Source organism: Paenibacillus jepli, assembly GCF_047238105.1.
Taxonomy (GTDB): domain Bacteria; phylum Bacillota; class Bacilli; order Paenibacillales; family Paenibacillaceae; genus Paenibacillus_D.
In genome coordinates, this window is record NZ_JBDFMD010000001.1 from 3,986,259 (window position 1) to 4,008,443 (window position 22,185).

At 58.2% G+C, this 22,185-nt stretch carries 14 protein-coding genes; 9 read left to right on the top strand and 5 right to left on the bottom strand.

Annotation, left to right across the window (positions count from 1 at the left end; genetic code table 11):
- Nucleotides 1-199 precede the first annotated feature (199 nt).
- Both ABC336_RS17400 and ABC336_RS17405 read left to right on the top strand, forming a co-directional pair.
- Nucleotides 200-1,663, top strand: coding sequence for a SulP family inorganic anion transporter (locus ABC336_RS17400; RefSeq protein WP_413239842.1), 1,464 nt, complete (start codon nucleotides 200-202; stop codon nucleotides 1,661-1,663).
- Between the two features lie 18 nt (nucleotides 1,664-1,681).
- The gene (locus ABC336_RS17405; protein WP_413239843.1) at nucleotides 1,682-2,101 is read left to right on the top strand and encodes a universal stress protein; all 420 of its coding nucleotides are present in this window, start codon (nucleotides 1,682-1,684) and stop codon (nucleotides 2,099-2,101) included.
- Nucleotides 2,102-2,287: 186 nt separating this feature from the next.
- Here the strand turns inward: ABC336_RS17405 and ABC336_RS17410 are convergent, their stop codons facing one another.
- Nucleotides 2,288-4,072: a ribonuclease J gene (locus tag ABC336_RS17410; RefSeq protein ID WP_413239844.1), complete on the bottom strand. Its 1,785-nt coding sequence runs from the start codon at nucleotides 4,070-4,072 to the stop codon at nucleotides 2,288-2,290.
- 78 nt (nucleotides 4,073-4,150) lie between these two features.
- Nucleotides 4,151-5,422, bottom strand: coding sequence for an MFS transporter (locus ABC336_RS17415; protein WP_413239845.1), 1,272 nt, complete (start codon nucleotides 5,420-5,422; stop codon nucleotides 4,151-4,153).
- Nucleotides 5,423-5,908: 486 nt separating this feature from the next.
- Between ABC336_RS17415 and ABC336_RS17420 the strand changes: the two genes are divergently transcribed.
- Both ABC336_RS17420 and ABC336_RS17425 read left to right on the top strand, forming a co-directional pair.
- Complete coding sequence (locus ABC336_RS17420) at nucleotides 5,909-7,651, top strand: ABC transporter ATP-binding protein (RefSeq protein ID WP_413239846.1); 1,743 nt, start codon at nucleotides 5,909-5,911, stop codon at nucleotides 7,649-7,651.
- A gap of 288 nt (nucleotides 7,652-7,939) precedes the next feature.
- Entirely contained in the window at nucleotides 7,940-9,982 is a 2,043-nt protein-coding gene (locus ABC336_RS17425) for an ABC transporter ATP-binding protein (RefSeq protein ID WP_413239847.1), read from the top strand.
- Between the two features lie 136 nt (nucleotides 9,983-10,118).
- Here the strand turns inward: ABC336_RS17425 and ABC336_RS17430 are convergent, their stop codons facing one another.
- The gene (locus ABC336_RS17430) at nucleotides 10,119-10,538 is read right to left on the bottom strand and encodes a DUF4190 domain-containing protein (RefSeq protein ID WP_413239848.1); all 420 of its coding nucleotides are present in this window, start codon (nucleotides 10,536-10,538) and stop codon (nucleotides 10,119-10,121) included.
- Between the two features lie 248 nt (nucleotides 10,539-10,786).
- Between ABC336_RS17430 and ABC336_RS17435 the strand changes: the two genes are divergently transcribed.
- The 4 genes from ABC336_RS17435 to ABC336_RS17450 all read left to right on the top strand — a co-directional run bounded on the left by ABC336_RS17435 (nucleotide 10,787) and on the right by ABC336_RS17450 (nucleotide 19,131).
- The gene (locus tag ABC336_RS17435; protein WP_413239849.1) at nucleotides 10,787-12,403 is read left to right on the top strand and encodes a copper amine oxidase N-terminal domain-containing protein; all 1,617 of its coding nucleotides are present in this window, start codon (nucleotides 10,787-10,789) and stop codon (nucleotides 12,401-12,403) included.
- Nucleotides 12,404-12,559: 156 nt separating this feature from the next.
- Nucleotides 12,560-14,284 (top strand): ABC transporter ATP-binding protein, encoded by a 1,725-nt coding sequence (locus ABC336_RS17440; RefSeq protein ID WP_413239850.1) that lies wholly within the window; start codon nucleotides 12,560-12,562, stop codon nucleotides 14,282-14,284.
- Nucleotides 14,281-16,059, top strand: a complete 1,779-nt coding sequence (locus ABC336_RS17445; protein ID WP_413239851.1) for an ABC transporter ATP-binding protein — start codon at nucleotides 14,281-14,283, stop codon at nucleotides 16,057-16,059. Before ABC336_RS17440 ends, ABC336_RS17445 begins: the two co-directional genes overlap by 4 nt.
- Nucleotides 16,060-16,155: 96 nt before the next feature.
- The gene (locus tag ABC336_RS17450) at nucleotides 16,156-19,131 is read left to right on the top strand and encodes an SLC13 family permease (RefSeq protein ID WP_413239852.1); all 2,976 of its coding nucleotides are present in this window, start codon (nucleotides 16,156-16,158) and stop codon (nucleotides 19,129-19,131) included.
- 895 nt (nucleotides 19,132-20,026) lie between these two features.
- Here ABC336_RS17450 and ABC336_RS17455 read toward each other — a convergent pair.
- Nucleotides 20,027-20,212 (bottom strand): hypothetical protein, encoded by a 186-nt coding sequence (locus ABC336_RS17455; protein WP_413239853.1) that lies wholly within the window; start codon nucleotides 20,210-20,212, stop codon nucleotides 20,027-20,029.
- Between the two features lie 188 nt (nucleotides 20,213-20,400).
- Between ABC336_RS17455 and ABC336_RS17460 the strand changes: the two genes are divergently transcribed.
- Nucleotides 20,401-21,090 carry a metal-dependent hydrolase gene (locus tag ABC336_RS17460; protein WP_413239854.1) on the top strand — a complete coding sequence of 230 codons (690 nt, stop codon included), beginning with the start codon at nucleotides 20,401-20,403 and terminating at the stop codon, nucleotides 21,088-21,090.
- 477 nt (nucleotides 21,091-21,567) lie between these two features.
- Here the strand turns inward: ABC336_RS17460 and ABC336_RS17465 are convergent, their stop codons facing one another.
- A complete protein-coding gene (locus ABC336_RS17465) occupies nucleotides 21,568-22,164 on the bottom strand; it encodes a DUF6630 family protein (RefSeq protein ID WP_413239855.1) in 597 nt (198 codons plus the stop codon).
- Nucleotides 22,165-22,185: the final 21 nt, after the last annotated feature.

Sequence of the window (22,185 nt, forward strand, 5' to 3'; positions counted from 1 at the left end):
AGCTTGTGCCAAAGTCGCCAGGAGGGTACGCACGTTCTGATTAACTTCACAGATTTCAATAATATGCTCAAAAGCCGATTAAAAATTAAAGGACCAAAAAGGTTCCCTTTTTGTTCACTTGATGATAAAATGAAGCTGCTAAAAACTAAAGAAATAAATGGTGCGCCGTCACCAAACATAAAAAGGAGTGGAAGGTACCGTGTTAGAAAGGATTAAGCTGGAGTGGTTCTCTAACATAAGGGGGGATGTCCTGGCTGGCATTGTGGTTGCATTGGCTTTGATTCCGGAAGCGATTGCTTTCTCCATCATTGCAGGGGTCGATCCGATGGTAGGGTTGTATGCCTCGTTCAGTATTGCGGTCATTATCGCATTTGTCGGCGGTCGTCCCGGCATGATCTCTGCTGCGACGGGCGCGATGGCGCTGCTGATGGTTCCTTTGGTCAGGGAGCATGGGTTGCAATATTTGCTGGCAGCAACGGTGCTCACGGGGGTGATCCAGCTCGTATTTGGCATCTTCAAGGTGGCCAAGGTGATGAAGTTCATCCCTCGCGCTGTCATGATCGGCTTCGTCAATGCCTTGGCCATTTTGATATTTATGGCGCAGGTGCCCCATTTCCTGGGGATCTCGACGATGACTTATGTATTCGTGGCGATCACGTTGCTGATTGTCTATATCGTTCCAAGGTTTTTCAAGGCCATCCCCGCGCCATTGATCGCGATCATCGTCCTTACGGCGGCAGCCCTGTGGAGCGGTGTTGAATTGGGTACAGTAGGAGATTTGGGTGCCATCACCCAGACCTTGCCGACATTTTTTATCCCGGAAATTCCGTTCAATTTTGAAACGCTGGCGATCATCTTTCCTTACTCCATCGCACTGGCGATCGTCGGACTACTGGAAACTTTGCTGACCTCGTCCATCGTGGATGACATGACCGGAACGGACAGCAACAAGAACCGGGAGTCGCGGGGACAAGGCATCGCCAACATCATTACCGGCTTCTTCGGCGGCATGGCTGGCTGCGCCATGATCGGACAGTCTGTCATCAATGTCAAGTCCGGCGGCCGCGGAAGGTTATCCACGCTGGTCGCGGGCGTGTTCCTGATTTTCCTCATTATCGTACTCGGTGGTCTTGTAGTCCAGATCCCGATGCCTGTCCTGGTAGGGATTATGATTATGGTATCGATCGGCACCTTTGACTGGTCTTCCTTCAGTTATTTGCGCAAAGCGCCGATCACGGATTCGATTGTCATGGTCGTTACGGTATCGATCGTGGTCGTGACGCATGACTTGTCCAAGGGCGTCATCGCAGGTGTTATACTCAGCGCGATCTTCTTTGTGGCCAAGATCTCCAAGCTCTCGGTGACCAAGCGCCAGACCGACAAAGGCATGGAATACCTTGTTACGGGCCAACTTTTCTTTGCTTCCGTCGAAGGATTCATCGAAGCGTTCGACTTCACGGTTGCTGACAGCAAGGTGACGATCGATTTCTCCGAGGCGCATATCTGGGACGACTCGGGCGTAGGGGCTGTGGATAAGGCGGTCATCAAGCTTCGCGAGAATAATAATCAGGTCACCGTAAAAGGTCTTAACGCATCAAGCAAAAAAATAGTAGATAAACTAGCTGTATACAACGATGACAATGCCCAGTTGAAAGCTCATTGATGAAAAGGAGAGATCGCGATGTATCCACGTATTTTGCTTGCGGCTGACGGGTCGGAGAATGCCGTCAGGGCCGCACGGGAGGCCGCAAAAATCGCCTCGCTCACACCGGAGACGGTGGTGGAGATCCTGTACGTAGCGGATATGGATAAAGCGAAAAAGGAAGTGCTGCATGCCCAAAGTCAGGATGAGCTTGACTACAAGCGGCGGCAAAAGCTGGTTCCTATAGTGAACGAGTTTGCCTCCAAAAATGTGACGAACAAAATCAAGATTATTACAGGCGACCCGGGTCCAGCCATAGTGGAATATGCCAATAAAGAAAAAGTGGATCTCGTCATCCTCGGCAGCCGCGGACTGAACGCTTTGCAGGAATTCGTATTGGGTAGTGTCAGTCATAAAGTCGTGAAACGAGCGCAGTGCCCGGTTATGATCGTAAAATAACGATACGCGCTCTCGCAGGGAGTAGAAGGGCCGTCCTCCAGTCACTTGTGACTTGGAGGACGGCCCTTTAAATGTTTGGGCGGTTCAGTTGATCGCTTCAACTGTTACTGTAATCGTTATAGCGTTCTGTGTAGAGCAGCAAGATATGGGGCCCCTTTCTTAATGATGCCCCTGGCTGATATACGGTCAAACGTGCGGCCGGTTTGACTCTTTAGGTCTCGATGGATCATGATTCTCAATAGCCTCATCACTGTTTCTCGCTTTCGAAGATAGTTTTTGTATCATGGGAACGATCAACGGCTTACGCAGCATGGTTCGTTCGAAATGTGCTTCCAGCACAGCAATCAGCTCCCGGTTCCACACTTCTTCGTTAAATTTGCCCGATTGAAGAAGCTTCTTTACTTTTTTGCGGACAAGGGCTGCTGCATTCAGGTTGATGCGACTGGCTTCTTTGATGAAAACAAAGCCGCGGCTTATAATCTCGGGACCGGCCAGAACGACGTTGCTCTCCTTATTGAGCGTCATCAACACAAATACTACGCCGTGCTTGGACATACGCACTCGCTCTTCAATCGAGGAGCCTTGTGCTTCCACGATGTCACTGCCAGTGACCAGCATTTCGCCGGACGGAATATTCTTGCCGCGCACGCCTTGATTCCTGGATAACCGAACGGTATGGCCGATATCCATGATAAAAATATTTGGCTTGGCTATTCCCATTTGTTCGGCAATCTGAGCGTGCATAAGCAGCATACGGTATTCGCCATGAATCGGGATGAGATATCTGGGTTTCATCAGGCTGAGCATCAGCTTCAGGTCCTCCTGACAGCCGTGTCCCGAGGCATGTACGTCAAGAACCGATCCATAGACCACATTCGCCCCTGATCTGGATAGCTGATCGATCACGCGATTGATGCTTACTGTATTGCCTGGTATCGGCGAAGACGAGAAAATAACCGTATCATTGGGATGCACGCTGACCTGCCGATGGGATCCGCTGGCGATCCGGGACAGTGCGGCGTTCGGTTCACCTTGACTTCCCGTACAGAGAACGATTAATTTGCTGTCCTCGATTCGTTGCAGCTGATGGAGGTCGACGATCATGCCTTCGGGCGCACGAAGGTAGCCCAGTTCCTGGCCAATCTGAAACACTCGGTCCATGCTTCGCCCCAGAATCGCGATTTTGCGCCCGGTTCGCTCGGCGGCCTCGATCAGCTGTTGCAGCCGGTGTACATTCGAAGCAAAGGTTGCGAATAATACCCGTCCCTGACAAGAGCGAATCATATCATAGATGGCTTCGCCTACTGTTTTCTCTGACGAGGTATAGCCCGGCTTCTCGCTGTTCGTGCTGTCTGAGAGCAGCGCCAGCACGCCTTCTCTTCCCAGCTCGGCCATCTTGGTCAGGTTGGAAGGGTAGTCAACCGGCGTCAAGTCAAATTTGAAATCCCCGGTATGGACGATCGTGCCGAGCGGCGTTTTGATCGCTATGCCGAAGGAATCAGGAATGCTGTGATTGGTTCGGAAAAATTCAACCTGGATTCGGTTGAAAGCGACGATCGTATCCTCTTGAAAAACATGCAGCTCCGCCTGATTCAACAGGCGGTGCTCGTCCAGCTTGTGTCTCACCAGACCAATCGTTAACGGAGCGCCGTATACGGGGACGCTAAGCTGCTTGAGGATGAAGGGCAAGCCGCCAATATGATCCTCATGTCCATGCGTCAGGAAGATTCCCTTAACCTGATCCTTTTTCTCCAGCAAATAAGCAACACTAGGGATAATGTAGTCCACGCCAGGCAGATCGTTTCGGGGGAACTTCACACCGGCATCAACGATGATAATCTCATCTTTGAACGCAATGCCATACATATTCTTTCCGATCTCGCCCAGTCCACCTAACGCAAACACTTTTACGTGACTTCGAGATGGCGTTCGTGATCTTTTCGTGTGCGAGGTTGGTGTGTTTTTTTCCACTGGAAAGCCTCCTCGTATAATCTATTTAGCGCTTTATAATCGTTCGCCCTGTTTCATTCGTGTAATAACCTGGGTGACTTATGCTCCGTCTTTGCGTGGAGGCGGGGACAGCCAGGCCGCGATCATCGCAACCAAGGGCAATAGCGTCATGATCAGGAGGATCTCGGTGTAGCCGCCCCACAGATCAAAAGCGAGGCCGAACGGCAGCGGGCCAAAGGCGGAGCCCATGACAACTGCGGTCATCGTCAAGCTTTTGATGCTGCCGATCGCTTTTTTTCCAAAATAGGTGGGCCACACCAGATTCAGACTGACGCCCTCGAACCCCTGGACCACGCCGCGAACGACAGAGAACAGGATCAGCACAGTATAAGACTGGGTGTAGGCCAGAATAATCATGGAGACCACCTGCAGGAGAAACAGCCAGCCGATGACTAGATGCACCTTCACCCTTTCATTTAGAAAGCCAGCAGCAAACGTAAAGGGAAACGAGACCAAGGCCATCACGCTCAGCGAGAGTGCTGCGGCTGATGAAGAGATGTCATGGGCCTCAACAATGGATGGCAGATGAAAAATAATTCCTGTATTGACAAGCGCGGGTACAGTGATGCAGAACAGAAAGCACCAAAAGGCACGTGTGCGAAACGCCTCTTGCAGCGTCCACTCCACCTCGGGGACATCGGCCACCACTGCGCCTGATGTATCGACCTTGGACTTCCGGGCCGAGGGACTGTCAGGCTTCAGGCCTACATCCTCGGGACGATTACGAATCAAAAGCCACGCCAGCGGTACGAATCCCAGCAAAAGCAGCAATCCCCAGACGCGCCAGGCTTCGGCCCAGCCCCACGTCTCAATGAGCCAATTGGTCGTAACCGGAAAGAGCAGGAATCCCAAAAAACTGCCCACGCCGAGCAAGCTGTATGCTCGTCCGCGCTGCTTGATAAACCACTGGGGCAACAGCGTGTTGGGAACCAGCATCATCGAGCCTTGTCCAAATAGTCGAAGCATCAAAAAGCCGATAAAAAGCATGATCGGACCGGCGACAAAGCTGTTCCAGAAACAGGCAGCAGCAAGCATGATGGCAACCATAACGGATATAGTCCTGCTGCCCCAACGTTCAATCGAGCGTCCGACTAGAAACAGCAGCGAACCGGCCAACAACGTGGCGCCAAGGTAGAGACTGGAGATCAAGGAGCGGCTCCACCCGAAATCCTCCACATAGGAATCGATAAATATAGAGATGGTGAACGTCTGCCCCGGTCCCGAGAAAAAGACACTGAGAGCAGCGATGAACAGGATAAACCAGCCATAGTAGATGGGTGTGGAAAATGGGAGTTTTCCCGGATTTTTCATGGTGTACTAATAACCCCTTAACAATTGACATTGCTTCTATTATACCTGCAGGCGTTCTGGGCAAACAATGGTGCCGAGAGATTGCTTTCCGCATATGTGACAAAATTGTGTTGACAGGAATTACTAGCGATGGTAAAGTGACAAATAGCTTTTCACATTTCGATTGGAGTAGAAAGGAGGTTGCGCGTGATGAATTCCATTGTATTCTTGGATGGTCATTTTGCGGCATTGACAGATATCGGCGTAATCTCCTCGCGTATAGAGACCAGCTAGGGCGTGTTGTTCTAGCCGGCAGGCGCGTGAGTACGTCGTGACATCGACGTGGTCATGCGCCTTTTTTGTGCTCTAAGGCTGTCTTTTCCCGGGTCAAGGGGCGAGGCCGCCTAACGGCGAAAGAAGCGCATCGCATACGGCGATGCGCTTCTTTTTCTTGTATTTCGAAGACAAGGCTTCATTTTGCAGGGATTTGGAAAGGCAGGGAAAACAATGTTTATCGTACTGAAGAAATTGAACTGGTTTTTTGCGATGCAATGGAAACGGTATGCGGTCGCCATCACACTGCTGGCGCTGGTCGGTCTGCTGGAGGTCATCCCGCCCTGGCTGATCGGCTACACGATCGACGGCATCGCGCTGGGCACACTGAGCGAGTCCGGCTTCTACAATACCTTGCTGCTCTGGGGCGGGATTACGGTCGTCGGTTACGTCATCACCTATGTCTGGTTCTACCAGCTGTTCGGCGCCGCCTTCGTGCTGGAGCGGCTCCTCCGCTCCAGGCTGATGCGGCATTTCATGCGGATGACGCCGACCTTCTTCGAGCGCAACCGGACCGGCGACCTGATGGCGCGGGCCACCAATGATCTGGGAGCAGTGGCCAATACGGCGGGCTTCGGCATCCTGACGCTGATCGATTCGACGCTGTTCATGCTGACGATCCTCGCCGTCATGAGCATCCTGATCAGCTGGAAGCTGACACTGGCCGCGCTGCTGCCGCTGCCGCTGGTAGCGATCATCATGCGCTATCTCGGCAAGCGGATCCATGATCGCTTCACGGCTGCACAGGATTCCTTCGGCGAACTGAACGACCAGGTGCTCGAATCGGTCGCGGGCGTGCGCGTGACCCGGGCTTTCGTCCAGGAGGCCGCCGACGAGCGGCGGTTCCAGGCCAAGACGGAAGAGGTGCTGGGCCGCAATATCGAGGTCGCCAGGATCGACGCGCTGTTCGAGCCGACGATGAAGATCCTGGTCGGCCTGAGCTATCTCATCGGTCTGAGCTACGGCGGCTATCTCGTCTTCCGGGGCGAGATCACGCTGGGGGAGCTGGTCTCCTTCAACGTCTTCCTGGGCATGCTGATCTGGCCGATGTTCGCGATCGGCGAGCTAATCAACATCATGCAGCGCGGCAATGCTTCCCTGGACCGGGTCCAGGAAACGCTGGGCTATCCGGAGGATGTACGGGAGGCGAAGGAGCCGGTCACCCTGGAGAAGCCCGATCGGATCGTATTTGACAAGGTCAGCTTCCGGTATCCGTCCTCGGCGAAGGACAATCTGACAGAGGTCAGCTTCACGCTGCGGCGCGGACAGACGCTGGGGATCGTCGGACGCACGGGCAGCGGCAAGACGACGGTGCTCAAGCAGCTGCTGCGCGAGTATCCGCTGGGCAGCGGAGAGCTGTCGGTGGACGGCGTGCCGCTGGATAAGCTGGACTCCGGTCAGCTGCTCGGCTGGATCGGCTACGTGCCCCAGCAGCCGGTGCTGTTCTCCCGCTCGATAAGAGACAACATCCTCTTCGGCCTCCCGGACGCTACGGAAGCCGACCTCCAGCGGGCGCTGGCGAGAGCTTCCTTCGACAAGGACGTGGCGCATCTGCCGGATGGGCTGGAGACGATGGTCGGCGAGAAGGGGGTATCCCTCTCCGGCGGACAAAAACAGCGCGTCAGCATCGCCCGGGCGATCATCGCCGATCCGGAGATCCTGCTGCTCGACGACACGCTCTCGGCGGTCGACGCCAAGACCGAGGCGGAGATCATCCAGGGGATCCGCGAGGAGCGGGCCGGCAAGACGACGCTGATCACGACGCACCGGCTCTCCGCCGTCCAGCACGCCGATCACATCCTCGTCATGGAAGACGGCCGGGTGGTCGAGGAGGGCACGCACGAGCAGCTGCTCGCGCGTGGCGGCTGGTACCGGGAGCAGTATGACAGACAGCAGCTGGAGTCGCTGCTGGATTGAAGCAGGGTGGAAGCGCCGAAAAGGCTTGTTGTCCACCATGCTATAAAAGATTGGTGAAAAAGTGCCGGAAGTGGGGCGGAATTGTCCTGGAGAAGCTTAGCATATGCTTCCGATGTCGCTTTCTTTCAGAAAGCGTTGATTCGCCTTGGTTCCCGGAATTCAACCTCAATCAGAGGTTATTATTCAAGAATTCTGGGAACCACAGCGATCGGAAGGACGATCCGCACAACGTAGGCCTATTTTTCACCATGCTATAAAGACAAGCGAGGATAAGGGTGTGACCAATACATGAGATCAAATATGAAAGGCCCGGGCACCGGCAGACGGCTGTGGAACTACGCCATGCTGTTCAAGAAGCCGATCCTGGTGGCGCTGACGATGCTTATCCTGGCCGTCGGAGCGGAACTGACAGGACCGTTCATCGCCAAACGGATGATCGACCAGAATATCCTCGGCATCGAGAATAGATGGTTCGAGGTCGAAGCGGAGATGCCTTATGCGGTGCAGCGGGACGGCCGCTGGTACAAACGGGAAGACCACTTCGCCCCGGATGAACCGCGCGGGCAGGTCGTACGGATCCTGCAGGCCGGCCGCAGCTTCTACTGGGTCGAGGGCGACATCCGTTTCGACGGCGCCCGCGAGGGCGGCGCAGGGTCGCTGTCGATCACGAGCCGCGATCAGCGGGAGACGGCCCTCTACGAAGCCGAGCAGCTGCCGCGCGAGACGCTGTATGCCTTCTACCGTCCGGAGCTGCCGGGATTCCTGCTGCTCGCAGGAATGTACTTCGGCATGCTGATCGTAGCGGGAATCTTCAGCTACTGGCAGCGGCTGCTGCTGCAGACCTCAGCCAACCGGATCGTCAAGCGGATGCGCGACGATGTGTTCGCCCATACCCAGCGCTTGCCGGTGTCCTATTATGACAAGCTGGCCGCCGGTCAGGTCGTCTCCCGCGTCACCAACGACACCGAGGCGATCCGCGAGCTGTATGTGGCCGTGCTGGCCAACTTCTTCACGGCGGCCGTCTATATGACAGGCATCTATACGGCGCTCTTCATCCTGGACGCCCGGCTGGCGCTGATCGCGCTGCCGCTCGTGCCGATCCTGATCGTCTGGATCATCGTCTACCGGCGCTATGCGGCCCATTACAACGGCGTCATCCGCGCCAAGCTGAGCGAGATCAACGCGATGATCAACGAGTCGATCTCCGGCATGCCGATCATCCGTGCTTTCCGCCGGCAGAAGGAGATGACCGCCGAGTTCGAAGCGCTCAATGAACATTATTATACGTATCAGAACAAGCTGCTGAATCTGAACTCGATTACGTCGCATAACCTGGTCAACGTCGTGCGCAACATTCTGTTCCTGGTCCTGATCTGGATGTTCTGGGGCGACTGGCTCGGTACGGCGATCTCGATCGGCGTCCTGTACGCCTTCGTCGACTATATGAACCGGATGTTCCAGCCGATCGTCGGCATCGTCAATCAGCTCTCCAATCTGGAGACGGCGAGAGTGTCCGCGAACCGGGTATTTGCCCTGATGGACGAGGAGGGCGTCGAGGTCGACAACCGGTCCATCGAGCGCTATAAGGGCGAGGTGGCATTCCATGATGTTTCCTTTGCCTACACACGCGATGAACTGGTGCTGCGCAACATCAGCTTCACAGCGAGATCTGGAGAGACGGTGGCGCTGGTCGGGCATACCGGCTCGGGCAAGAGCTCGATCCTGAATCTGCTCTTCCGCTTCTATGACATCAAGCACGGGGCGATCACCGTAGACGGGACGGATATCCGGGAGCTCTCCCGGCAGCAGCTGCGCCAGCATATGGGCATCGTGCTGCAGGATCCGTTCCTGTACACAGGCACGATCGCTTCCAATGTCAGCCTGGACAATCCGCAGATCAGCCGCGAGCGGATCGAGCAGGCGCTGCGGGATGTCGGCGCCTACGATGCCTTCATGACGCTGCCGCAAGGCATCGACACGCCGGTCATCGAGAAAGGCAGCACCCTGTCGGCGGGTCAGCGGCAGCTGATCTCGTTTGCCCGGGCGCTGGCCTACGATCCGGCGATCCTGATCCTGGATGAAGCGACTGCGAGCATCGATACCGAGACGGAAGCGGTTATCCAGCGGGCGCTGGAGGTGCTGAAGCAGGGGCGCACGACGTTCGTCATCGCCCACCGGCTCTCGACGATTCGCCAGGCCGAGCAGATCCTGGTCCTCGACCGCGGCCGGATCGTCGAACAGGGCAGTCATGATCGGCTGATGCAGAGCGGCGGCAAATATTTCGCCATGTACCAGCTTCAGCAGGGCGCGGCAGTGGGCGTGCCGGGGTAATAAGACCCCTCGTCCGTTGATGGCACCGAGCGAAGCCGTGGCCATTGTCCGTGCATGCAGATACAGAGCAAAGCCCCCTCCGGCGGAGGGGGCTTTGCTGGCGGTAAGGCAGATTGCCTGTGCCGCCGTCAAGTAACTAATAGTAGATAACATCCGAAGCACTGCCGGAAAAAGCAATCACTGCAATCAGGATGATGATCAGTATAATGCCATAAAGAGCTGTGCCGATGATGCCGCACACCATGCCTGCAACCGCCATACCGCGTCCTTGCTCCTGGCGCAGCCGGATCTCCTTGAAGGCCATGGAGGCGAAGACGATGGCCACGATGCCGATCAGAAAACCAATGTACGGCAGTACGATGGACAGAATCCCCAGCACTAGCGATACGATCGACTTGCTGTTGGTTCTGGGCGGCAGATGCGGCGGATAGGGCGGATATTGGGAATAGGGATTGTGATACTGCTGCTGGTCATATTCTCTTTGATCGTAATCTCTCTGATCGTGTTCTCTCTGGTCGTAATCTCGCGGTTCGTTGTTATTCGGGTAGCGATCCATGTAGCTGGTCCTCCTAATGCGTTTCGATTAGTTTCATTATATCCAGTTCGCCCCTCTGTTTCTACATATTTCGTAACGGAGAGATACCCGGACGCTTCCGGGCCGATGTTCACCTTGTCCGGAAAAATGAGAAGCATGAGTCTTTTTTAAGATTTGGCGGTTCAATTCCAGCGTTCCCGTGTAATTCTAGTTTGGGTACTTACCTGCAGCATTACATATACCAAACTGGAATAAGGGAGAGATGAAGAGTGAAGGGTTTGAAATTAAAAGTTGTCGCGCTATTGCTCTGTCTGGCGCTGGCTGTACCGGCTATGGCCTTTGGCCAAACGCAACGGGTTATCGGACCGACCCAGGATCTGCGGGCTGCGCTGGGGCAGGTGCTCGGCGAGCATGTCATTCTGACCTTTGCAGCGATGCAAAAAAGCTACGACGGGGCAGCGGATTTCGAAGACGTATCGGCGGCACTGGCTGCCAATACGGATGATATCTCCGCCGCGATTGCAGAGTTGTATGGGACGACAGGCGGCATCAACTTCCGTCCGATCTGGGAGTCGCATATTACGCATCTGACCGAGTATGTGACGGCTACTGTCAACGATGATCAAGTCGCCCGCGACGCCGCTTTGGCGGAGCTCGACACGTACCGTCAGGGGCTGTCGACATTTTTCGCTGATGCGAATGAAGCGTTCAACCGTGACGTGATCGCGGCCGAACTGCAGGCGCATATCAATCATCTCGTAGCGGCATTCAACGCTTATGTTAATAATAATTATACGGATGCTTACGTTCAGCTCCGTGCGGCTTATGCCCGAGCGTACGACACGGGAGACGTGCTGGCCGAGGGTATCGCTGCCCAATTCTCAAGCCTGTATCCATCGCTGGAGTTCAACCAGGAAGCTTCCGACCTGCGTTCCACGATGGGCAGACTGCTCGGTGAGCATGCGCTGCTGGCTGTACTGGCCATGCAAAAAGCACATGACGGCGCAGCAGACGCAGAGCATGCTGCCCAAGCGCTGAACAAGAACACGGAAGAACTGACCGCCGCGATCTCGTCGGTATTTGGCGAGAGCGACGTGTTCGAACCGATCTGGAGCTCGAATATCGAGTATCTGGGAGACTATGTAAATGCTAATGCAACCGGCTACCAAGTCGGCAGAGAGCTTGCCCTGCAGGCGCTGGAAGAGTACCGTGCGGAGCAAGCCGCATTCTTCGCAAGTGTAAATGCGCAGTACTTCAATGAAGCCCAACTCACTGAGGCGCTTGAAATGCATATCAACCACCTGCTTGACGCTTACAGAGCCTATGCGACCAGCGATTTCGAGGAAGCTTACGCCGAAGCGCGCAGCGCTTATGCTCACATGTTCGCTACAGCCGACGCATTGTCGACAGGTGTAGTCGCACTGCAATGGCAAGACTTCGAGATGCCGGGCGAGCCTGGCGAACAGCCGGATCCAGGCACCCAAGAGCCTGCACCGGGGCCGCAGCCCCAGCCAGCGATGACTATCACGATGGCCGTAGGCAGCCAAGTGGTCCAAGTGAACGGATCGTCGATCACGATGGATATCGCTCCGCTGGTCAAAGACGGCGCGACCTACATCCCGCTGCGCTACCTGGCTGAGCTGATCGGCGCCGAGATCGATTGGGATCAGCAGAACCAAGTTACTACGGTAACCGCAGGCGAAGATGTCGCCGAATTCTGGATCAACCGCACGTTCATGGAGCTGAACAACGTGCAGCGCCACATCGGCAATCCGGTCGTGGTGAAGGATGGCCGGACACTTGTACCGGTACGCTTTATCGCCGAGCTGTTCGGCTGGGACGTCATGTTCAGCGATATCGACAACACGGTACGCCTTATCAAATAAATGTTTAGCACTGAAGCAATACCTAACATGGGATGACGGAATCGGCCGAAATCCTGTATAATAGGCAAGACGTCTGTCAGGTGCAGACGTCTTGCTTATTTATGTCGCTCATAAAGCCGGCAACACGTCCCGGCTAACTGGATGGAGGCTTTCCCTATGCGCCGAACCGGAGCGTTTTTGAAACCGTATACGTGGATCATAATCGCCGCGCTGCTGCTGATGCTCGTCGAGCTCGTCGTGGAGCTCTGGCATCCGCTGCTGCTGGCGCAGGTGATCGATGACGGCATCATGGCAGGAGACACGGACGCCGTGATCAGACTGGGCGGCTGGATGGTCGGCATCGCGCTGGCCGGCTTTGCCGCCGGCATCATCAACTCTTACCTGGCTGCCCATGTCAGCCAAGGCTTCGGCTATGATATCCGCAAGCGGATGTTCGGGACGATCCAGACGCTGAGCTTCGCCGGCTTCAGCCGGTTCTCCACGGCGACGCTGATCACGCGCCTGACGAGCGACGTCACGCAGCTGCAGAATCTCGTCTTCATGGGGCTGCGCATCATGATGAGGGCGCCGCTGATGATGGCGGGCGGGCTGGTCCTGTCGTTTATGGTCAATGCCCGGCTGGCGTTGATCCTGCTCATCGTCACGCCGGTGCTGTTCGGTCTGCTGATCTGGATCATGAACCGGGCGTTCCGGATGTTCCAGCACGTCCAGGAGCGGCTGGATCAGACCAATGGCGTGCTCCGCGAGAATCTCGGCGGCATGCGGCTGATCCGCGCCTTTGTCCGCAAGGGCTACGAGATCACCCGCTTTGCCCGCGCCAATACCGAGCTGAGAGAGCGGACAGTCAGCGCCCTGCGGACGGTCGAGCTGACGCTGCCGCTCATGCTGCTCGTCATGAATCTGAGTATCCTGGTCATCCTCTGGGCCGGGCAGGATGCGGTCCGGGCCTCCGGCATCGAGGTCGGGGAGGTCGTGGCGATCATCAACTATGCGACCCGGATTACGGGCGCCTTCCATGTCATCTCCTTCATCCTGACCGGCTTGTCCCGGGCGAGAGCCTCCGGCCGTCGCGTGGAGGAAGTGCTGGCTGCCGAGCCGGACATCACCGACAGCGAGCAGGCGGATCCCTCCCGCAAGGTAACGCGCGGCGAGCTGGCCTTCGAGGGCGTCACCTTCCGCTATCCGGGCTCGCAGGCGCCGATCCTGCAGGATCTCACCTTCACGGTCAAGGCCGGACAGACGGCGGCGATCCTCGGGGCGACGGGCTCCGGCAAGTCTTCGCTGTTCCAGCTGATCCCACGCCTGTACGATACCGACGCGGGCACGATCCGCATCGACGGCCGGGAGATCCGGCAGTATACGCTGGAACAGCTGCGCCGGGCCATCGGTTATGTGCCGCAGGAAGCGCTGCTCTTCACGGGCACCGTCGAGCAGAATCTGCGCTGGGGCAAGGAGGAGGCGACAGCGGAAGAGATCCGGCAGGCAGCCTCGGATGCGCAGATCCATGATACGATCCGGGGGCTGCCTTCAGGCTACGAGACGATGCTGGGCCAGAAGGGCGTCAATCTCTCGGGCGGCCAGAAGCAGCGGCTCTCGATCGCCCGGGCGCTGATCCGGCGGCCGCGGCTGCTCATGCTCGATGACAGCACCAGCGCCTTGGATGCCCGGACCGAGGCCAAGCTGATGGATGCGCTGGCTGGCTACCCTTGCACGACGCTGCTGATCACCCAGAAGATCTCGACGGCGATGGAGGCCGATACGATCCTGCTGCTCGAGGACGGGCGCCTGCTGGCCCAGGGTACGCATGAGGAGCTGCTGCGGACGACGCCGCTCTACCGGCAGATCGTGGAATCCCAATCCGAACAGGAGGTGGCGACATGACGGGAGACAAGGGCACCACACCCAAGGTCAAAGACTGGCGGCGCACGCTGCATCGCATCTGGGTCTATCTCGCTTCGCACAGGCGGCTGCTCTGGACGATCCTGCTGATGGTATTGGCCAGCTCGCTGTTCGGTCTCCTGACGCCCTTCCTGCTGGGGCTGGCGATCGACCGCATGGCGGAGACCGGGGCGGAAGGCAGTCTTGTCCTGCTGCTCGTCCTGCTCGGCGGCAGCTATGGGCTGTATTCTCTGACCATCTGGCTGCAGAACTACTGGATGATCGGAATCGCCCAGCAGTCGGTCTACCGGATGCGCGAGGACTTGTTCGGTCAGCTGCACCGGCTGCCGATCGCCTTCTTCTCGAAGCGTCAGCATGGCGAACTGATGAGCCGTCTGACCAACGATATCGAGAATGTCAGCCAGACGCTCAACACGTCTTTTATCCAGCTGACGTCCAGCCTGCTCACCTTCGTGGGCATGCTCGGTCTGATGCTGTACTTAAGTCCGCTGCTGACGCTGATCACGCTGTCGGTCGTGCCGCTCATGTATCTGGGGATGCGATGGATCACTACGCGCACCAACCGGTACTTCAAGGCGCAGCAGCGCAATCTGGGCGAACTGAACGGCTTCGTCGAGGAGACGCTGTCCGGGCAGCGGGTCGTGACGACGCTCTCCCAGGAGGAGAAGGTGATCGCCGGCTTCGAGGAGCGCAACGCCCGCCTGCGCGTCTCCGGCTACTGGGCGCAGACCTATACCGGCTTCATCCCCAAGCTGATGAATATGCTCAACAATGTCAGTTTTGCCGTGATCGCGGGCGCCGGCGGCGTCATGGTCATCCACCAGATGATCTCGATCGGCGTCATCGTCACCTTCACGGAGTACGCCCGGCAGTTCACCCGGCCGCTCAACGATCTGGCCAACCAATTCAACACGTTCCTCTCGGCGATCGCCGGGGCCGAGCGCGTCTTCGAAGTGCTGGACGAGGGAGCGGAGGAGGATGACGAACGCGAGGCTGGCGAGCTGACGGCGGTGCGCGGCGAGATCGTGTACGACCGTGTCTCCTTCGGTTATGACGAAGGGCATCCGATCCTCAGCGAGGTCAGCTTCCGCGCGGCGCCTGGCGAGACGATCGCTTTCGTCGGTCCTACGGGCGCGGGCAAGACGACGGTGATCCAGCTGCTCTCGCGCTTCTACGACCCGGACGGGGGCAGCATCCGGGTCGACGGCAGCGATACCCGCAGCGTGAAGCGGAGCAGTCTGCGCAGCCATATCGGTTACGTGCTTCAGGACTCGTTCCTGTTCTCCGGCACGATCCGGGACAATATCCGCTATGGCCGTCTGGAGGCAACCGACGCCGAGGTGGAGGAGGCGGCCATGCTGGCCAACGCTCACTCCTTTATCGCCAAGCTGCCGCAAGGCTACGAGACCGAGCTGGATCCCGAGGGCAGCAGCATCAGTCAGGGCCAGCGCCAGCTGCTCTCGATCGCGAGAGCGGTGCTGGCCGATCCGTCGATCCTGATCCTCGACGAGGCGACGAGCAGCATCGATACAGTGACCGAGATCAAGATCCAGGAGGCGCTCTACCGGCTGATGCAGGGGCGGACCAGCTTCGTCATCGCCCATCGGCTGGGCACGATCCGTCAGGCGGATCAGATCATCGTCCTGGAGCAAGGCCGGATCATCGAACGCGGCTCTCACCAGTCGCTGCTGGCGCAACGGGGCTTTTATCACAGCCTGGTGCACGCCAGGGAACCGGAAACCGCCGGTATGCGCTGAGATCGGGGATTGATCCCAATCAGGGATCGTTGTACAATTTTGACATCATGCTCATCCTCGGACGAGAACAACCTCCATGGAAAGTTGGTCGCGCAAGTGAATGCAAGTCGAGTGAAAATGTTCGCCGGACTCTCCAATATGGAGCAGGCCAGAGTGCTGGGAAGACTGGATAAGATGGAAGTCCGCGCAGAGACGGTACTGTTCCGTCAGGGCGACCCGGGCGAGGAGATGTACATCCTGCATGCGGGGGCGATCGAGCTGTCTGCGGCGACGGAAGGCGGCGAGCAGCGGCCGCTGGCACGGCTGACGGCGGGCGAGACGCTCGGCGAGATGGCACTGCTGACCGGGGAGAGGCGCTCTGCTACTGCGGTGACAGCGACGGATGCGATCCTGTACCGGATCGACCGGCCGACCTTCGACGCGCTCATCCTGGAGCAGACGTCGATCGCGACCTACTTCCTGCGGCAGCTGTCGCAGCGGCTGAATCAATCCAATATGCAGCTGCAGGCTTCCAAGGAGGAGCAGGCGCAGCGCGCGCACCAGGAGCTTCAGCAGCAGTCGCCGGCGATCCGGGCGCTGCTGCTGAAGCTGGCTGTGTACCCGGTGATCGAGACGACGCTGCCGCAGCGCCTGTGCGAGGCTGCTGCGGATGCAACGCCCGGGAGCGCGCAAGCTGAGACAGGCGGGAGAACGCAGGCACCGGGACGGACAGCTGTAGCTGCTGACGCGTCGACCGGCAGCTCAGCAGAGGCTCATGCAGGGACTGGGGGGAACGAGACAGGGAGGATCGGCGTATCGATCGGCGTATCGGATGAAGGCGGTGCCACGGACGAGAGCATCGCTGCCCAGGCGAGGGGGCTTAGCAGCAGGGGTGCGCCAGAAGCGGCAAATCAAGCGCCGGATAGGGCGGGCGCAGCGGCGTCCGCTCCAGCGTCTGCGTCTGCTGATGGCGTCTCGTCCGGTGGCGCCGCTGGGCGCTTGGGGAACGGTGAGGACGCCAGTCTCCCGGCCGAGCTGGAGCCGCTGCGGCGCTACCTGCTGCCGCTCCCTGGCCGACCCGGCTGGCATCGACTCGAGCCGGGGCTGCGCCGCATGCTCAGCGAGCTTCACCGGAGCGAGCGGGGACCCGCCGAGCGCCAGCAACTGCTGGCCCGGGAGGCGGAGCATCTGGCTGCGCAGGGGCACCTGGACGAGGCGGTCCAATGCTGGCTCGAGCTGGAGGCATGGCCGCAGGCGGCAGCGCTGCTCGTCCGCGAGCTGCGGGCGGGACGATCCCTGCCCGACGGCACGCTGGCACGGCTGGACGCGAGCCCGGCTCAGGAGCTGGCGGCCAGCTACGCGCTGCTGGAGGCGTATGCGCAGCAAGGCATTGCGCAGAGTCGGCAGCCGGCGCTCGCACAGCTGGAGGCCGTGATCGCGCTGGAGCCGGCACCGTGGCGGCCGGAGCAGACGGCGCGTGTCTACGAGTGGGCGGCGGAGCTCAGCCACCGGCTGGAGCGGCACGCCAAGGCGATGGAGTACGTGCAGATGGCCGAGGAGCTGGGCCGGCGGCAGCCGGGTGCGGCGGGGGGAGGCAGCGCAGAGGAGCTTGAAGAGCGCAGCTACCGGCTGAAGCGTCAGCAGGTGCAGCGCCAACGGACCGAGCGGCTGGCTAGCCGGGCAGGGGCGCTGCTCGGACAGACGCGATGGTCGGCAGCGGCGAGCATCCTCGCAGCGCTGCTGGTGATCGTGCTGTTCGCCTGGCTGCCGCCGCTGGGCGGGCTATCGGCGCAGGCAATGCTCTTCGTCGGCATCAGTATCGCTGCGGTCATCCTCTGGATCGTCAACATCATCCCCGACTATCTGGTGGCGCTGCTGATGGCGATGCTGTGGGTGCTCGGGGGCGTCGTAGCCCCGGAGACGGCGTTGTCAGGGTTCGCGACCCCGACCTGGCTCTATATGGTGTTCATCCTGGCGCTGGGAGCGGCGATCACCCGCTCCGGCATCCTGTACCGGCTGTCGCTTCATGCGCTCAAGCGGTTTCCCTCGCATTACCGGGGCCAGCTCTGGGGGATCGTCGCAGGGGGCGCGCTGCTCAATCCGCTGATCCCTTCCTCGTCTGCCAAGGTCGCGCTCGGCGTCCCGGTCGCGGCGACGCTGTCGGAATCGATGGGCTTCCGGGACCGCAGCCGGGGAGCGGCTGGATTAAGCCTGGCAGCGATGGTGTTCTACGGCTTCACGGCGCCCTTCGTCCTCACGGGATCGTATACGAACGTGATGGCGTACGGCTTGGCAGGCGGCAGCGCGCCGGTCTCCTGGTTCCAGTGGTTTCTCTATGCACTGCCGGCCTTCGCCCTGTTCAGCATCGGCATGCTCCTGCTGCTCACCCTGCTGTTCCGCGGCGTGCGAGCAGAGAAGCCGATCTCCCGGCAGATGCTGGACGAGCAGTTGGCGATACTGGGCGTCTTCAGCCGTCAGGAGCGGATTACCACGGCCGCAGTAATCGGCTGCATCGTCCTCATGATCGCCCAGCCGCTGCACGGCGTCGACAACGCCTGGGTGATGCTGCTTGGCTTTGGCGTCCTGATCGTCACTGGCGTGCTGGACGGGCCGTCGCTTAGAAGCGGCGTGGACTGGCCGTTCCTCATCTTCATCGGCATCGCCTTCAGCTTTGCCGAAGCAGCATCGGCGCTCGGCATCATCGAGGCGATGACGGGCTTCCTGGGCCAGCATATGGCGGTGTTCCTCGACTCGCCGCTGCTGTTCCTGCCGGCGGTGGTTCTGCTGTCCTTCCTGGTGACACTGATCATCCGGGACGACCCGGCGGTGATCCTGCTGGTGATCGCCCTGCTGCCGCTGGCGGAGCTGGCCGGGGTGCATCCGTGGGTGCTGGTCTTCCTGGTGCTGCTGTCTACCGATCCGTTCTTCTTCGCTTATCAGTCGCCGACGTATCTGATGGCCTACTACAGCACGGAGGGCAGAGCCTTCAGCCATCGCCAGGGCCAGTGGATGGGTCTGGGTTACGGAGTGCTCGTCCTGCTGATCGCCGTCGCGTGCATCCCTTATTGGCAGTGGCTGGGGCTGCTCCGCTAAGGAGATGCAGCTACGCCTATGTTCGAAATAACCGCTGCTGTGTCCTCTCATGGGGAAGTTCTTGGCGGCCCCCTCCTAGGGGGGGCCGGGGAGGCTCCCCCTGTTTAATATTCTCGCCGCTGCTCCTCCCGGCCTCCTTGCCGGTTGATAAGGGCAAAAGTGCATCTGTTTTTCCTCTTTTGGCTCGAAGCTCGGACCCCAGATGCAAAAGTACATCTAATACGCATAGAATATCCAGTTATTTCTAATTTTCAGCAAGTTAAGTGTATTTTTGCCCTAAGCGAAGGTGAATATTAGGTTTTAGTCGTTTTTAGATGCAGTTTTCAGGCTGTTGAAAAATAAAGCCTCAAGGTAACGGATCGTTCTTCCGATCGCTGTTGTTCCCAGATTTCTTGAATTTTGGACCCCTTTTAAGGGGGGAAATCCGGGAACAAAGGCGAACGCTGCGCAGCTTATGCTCTCGAAGTCGCTTTCTTACAGAAAGCGTTGACCAGATTCGATTCCGCACCCATCGGCGCTTTTTCAACAAGCTGAGTTTTGCACTTGTCGGGGTGGTAAACCTGTGCTAGGAGCCAAAAGATGATTGGGCTTTCCCGCTGCATGTTACTGGCAGGAGCGCATCCAAGTAGATGACCAAAAAGCCGACCGGCTTCCCCGTGGAGGGAAGCCGGTCGGCTTTTTGCGCAAATAGAAGCCAAATATATGTTTTGCACATCTGCTTGGCTTCTATTTCTCCGGAATGAAACTTGCGACGCCGTGTGCTTACGAAGCTAGTTTTGCTGTGCAAAACTTTTAGGCGAAGCCGTTTCACCTTGTTGATGCAGATCTATGATGTTAAAATCATGGGCACTTGATACATGAGAGAGACCTCAACATCTGGTCTTGAGGGGGCACGTCAGGATACTTCGTCGACAAGGAATAGGCTCGTTTCGATGATTTTGTTTCTCCCCGGCAGCAGCACCCGGATCCATTCACCCTGGCGGCTAATGATGACACCGTTGCCTTCACGGGTCCGTACACGCGTGACATGGAGCTCGACTTGGAAGGGATACTGCTCGATCTTGTTTACTTTCCTTGGCACAGCAACCATCCTCATTTCTCCCTTGGATTACTCTTAGTATACCGGCAAATTGTCAACAGAATTTGAGCCAACTATTAGGCGAATATTGTATTTCCCTATACTTCCCTAACATTTTGGACAGGTCCTCCGGTTCTGTTATACTACTAGCGTATACTCACCAATCTTGGTAGCGAAGGGAGACATGGAAGATGAAGATTACGTTTCTTGGCCACAGCTGTATCCAGATTGAGACCGGGACGCATACGCTCTTAATCGATCCTTTCCTGACCGGCAATCCGGTCGCTGCACGCGAGGCAAGTGAGATCAAGGCGGATGCCGTCCTGCTGACCCACGGGCACAACGACCACGTGGGCGATGCGGAGTCCATCGCCAAGCGCAACGGCGCCGTCATCATTGCTCCCAATGAGCTGGCAGTCTACATGGGGTGGCAGGGGTGCAAGACGCATCCGATGCATATCGGCGGCGCTCATACCTTTGACTTCGGACGCGTCAAGCTGACCCAGGCCTACCACGGCTCGGGCCTTGAGCTGCCGGACGAGCAGCAGATTGTCTATATGGGCATGCCAGCTGGATTGCTGCTGGAGCTGGAGGGCAAGACGATCTACCACGCCGGGGATACGGGGCTGTTCGGGGATATGAAGCTCCTGGGCGAGCGGCACCAGATCGACCTGGCGCTTCTGCCGATCGGCGACAACTTCACGATGGGCCCCGAGGATGCGCTGCTGGCAGCCCAGTGGGTACAAGCGAAGCGCGTCATTCCGATACACTACAATACATTTCCGCTAATCGAGCAGGACGGCCGGGCCTTCGCTGAGGCGCTCGGCGATGCAGGTATCGAGGGGCTTGTCCTGGAGCCGGGAGAGAGTTGGGAGCTATAAAAGAAGTGAGGAGAGGCGGACCCGTGCGACCTCGGCGAGTATCAGAGGTTAGGCGGGGCGGACGATACCAATCACGGGGGCGAAGCAGGTAAGCTAAGCACCGAAACGATGCTTGCGTCCCTGCACCGGGCCCCGTTTGGCCGCTCTAAGCACCGAAACGATGCTTGCGTCCTCGTGCTGAGTGTTGCTAGCAAGCATACAAAGAGCTTCTCGACAATCAGACGATTGGGAGAAGCTCTTGTGTATGGGCCGGCTCACCCTGATTGGTACATTGGCTGGCGAGCTGTGACATACTGCCCCGGATATAACACGGTCAGTTGCTGAGGAACAGCGTGGCAGAGCTGTTTGATGCAAATACAAGCCACTGTGCAGAGCCGCCTTATCAAACGTGCGCTCCCAGCAGCGGGTACCTCGGGCGGCGTGCCGCCGCGCCGACAACGGGACGGTCATTTCAATGGGATGTCTGACTGATAGACCTCACCCGCTGTACTCTCCGCTCAGCCGATACCCCGCCTCTGCCGCGAGCTCCTGCAGCTCGTCGAACTGGCCGGCAGGCACGACAACCAGCACATAACTGTCGCTGTCGATATCCAGGCAGGCCAGTGCAACATCTTGTGCGAGCAGCCGGTCGTGGCAGGCTTGCAGAGATTCGTGCGTCGGCTTGCCTTCGAGGGCGGCCTTCGAGGGGAGCTGCCGCGTCTCGGCCAGCAGCTGTTTGCGGTCCAGCAGTTTGCCGATGGCGTAGAGCACCGTGTCCCCGTCATCCTTCCAGTCGATCTCCAGAGCCAGCTCCTGTGCGATCAGTGCGTCGACCAACGCGATCCAGGCCAGGAGCGGTACCGTCTCTGTCGCCAAGCCGCGCTCCTCTAGACGCTCCTCATGCTTCTCCCTGTAGACTGCCGGATAATTCAGCGCTTCGCCAACCTCCTGAGCAACAGCAGATTCGCCTGCCGCGAGAGCCCGGCTCAGCCGGAGCAAGGCGGACTCTTCCTCGTAATATTCAGGATCGCGAACACCCTCAGGCTCGATCGGCGTCAAGGTGTCGCCCTTTCTCTTAAAATCCGGATCCGACATATGCGTCCTCTCCTTCCTGTG

What these genes read in the sequence shown, in the direction of transcription:
- ABC336_RS17460 (WP_413239854.1), top strand. Translation starts at nt 20,401, where the DNA reads ATGAAGATTACGTTTCTTGGCCACAGCTGTATCCAGATTGAGACCGGG.
- ABC336_RS17445 (WP_413239851.1), top strand. Translation starts at nt 14,281, where the DNA reads ATGACGGGAGACAAGGGCACCACACCCAAGGTCAAAGACTGGCGGCGC.
- ABC336_RS17420 (WP_413239846.1), top strand. Translation starts at nt 5,909, where the DNA reads ATGTTTATCGTACTGAAGAAATTGAACTGGTTTTTTGCGATGCAATGG.
- ABC336_RS17430 (WP_413239848.1), bottom strand. Translation starts at nt 10,538, where the DNA reads ATGGATCGCTACCCGAATAACAACGAACCGCGAGATTACGACCAGAGA.
- ABC336_RS17405 (WP_413239843.1), top strand. Translation starts at nt 1,682, where the DNA reads ATGTATCCACGTATTTTGCTTGCGGCTGACGGGTCGGAGAATGCCGTC.
- ABC336_RS17415 (WP_413239845.1), bottom strand. Translation starts at nt 5,422, where the DNA reads ATGAAAAATCCGGGAAAACTCCCATTTTCCACACCCATCTACTATGGC.
- ABC336_RS17465 (WP_413239855.1), bottom strand. Translation starts at nt 22,164, where the DNA reads ATGTCGGATCCGGATTTTAAGAGAAAGGGCGACACCTTGACGCCGATC.
- ABC336_RS17440 (WP_413239850.1), top strand. Translation starts at nt 12,560, where the DNA reads ATGCGCCGAACCGGAGCGTTTTTGAAACCGTATACGTGGATCATAATC.
- ABC336_RS17425 (WP_413239847.1), top strand. Translation starts at nt 7,940, where the DNA reads ATGAGATCAAATATGAAAGGCCCGGGCACCGGCAGACGGCTGTGGAAC.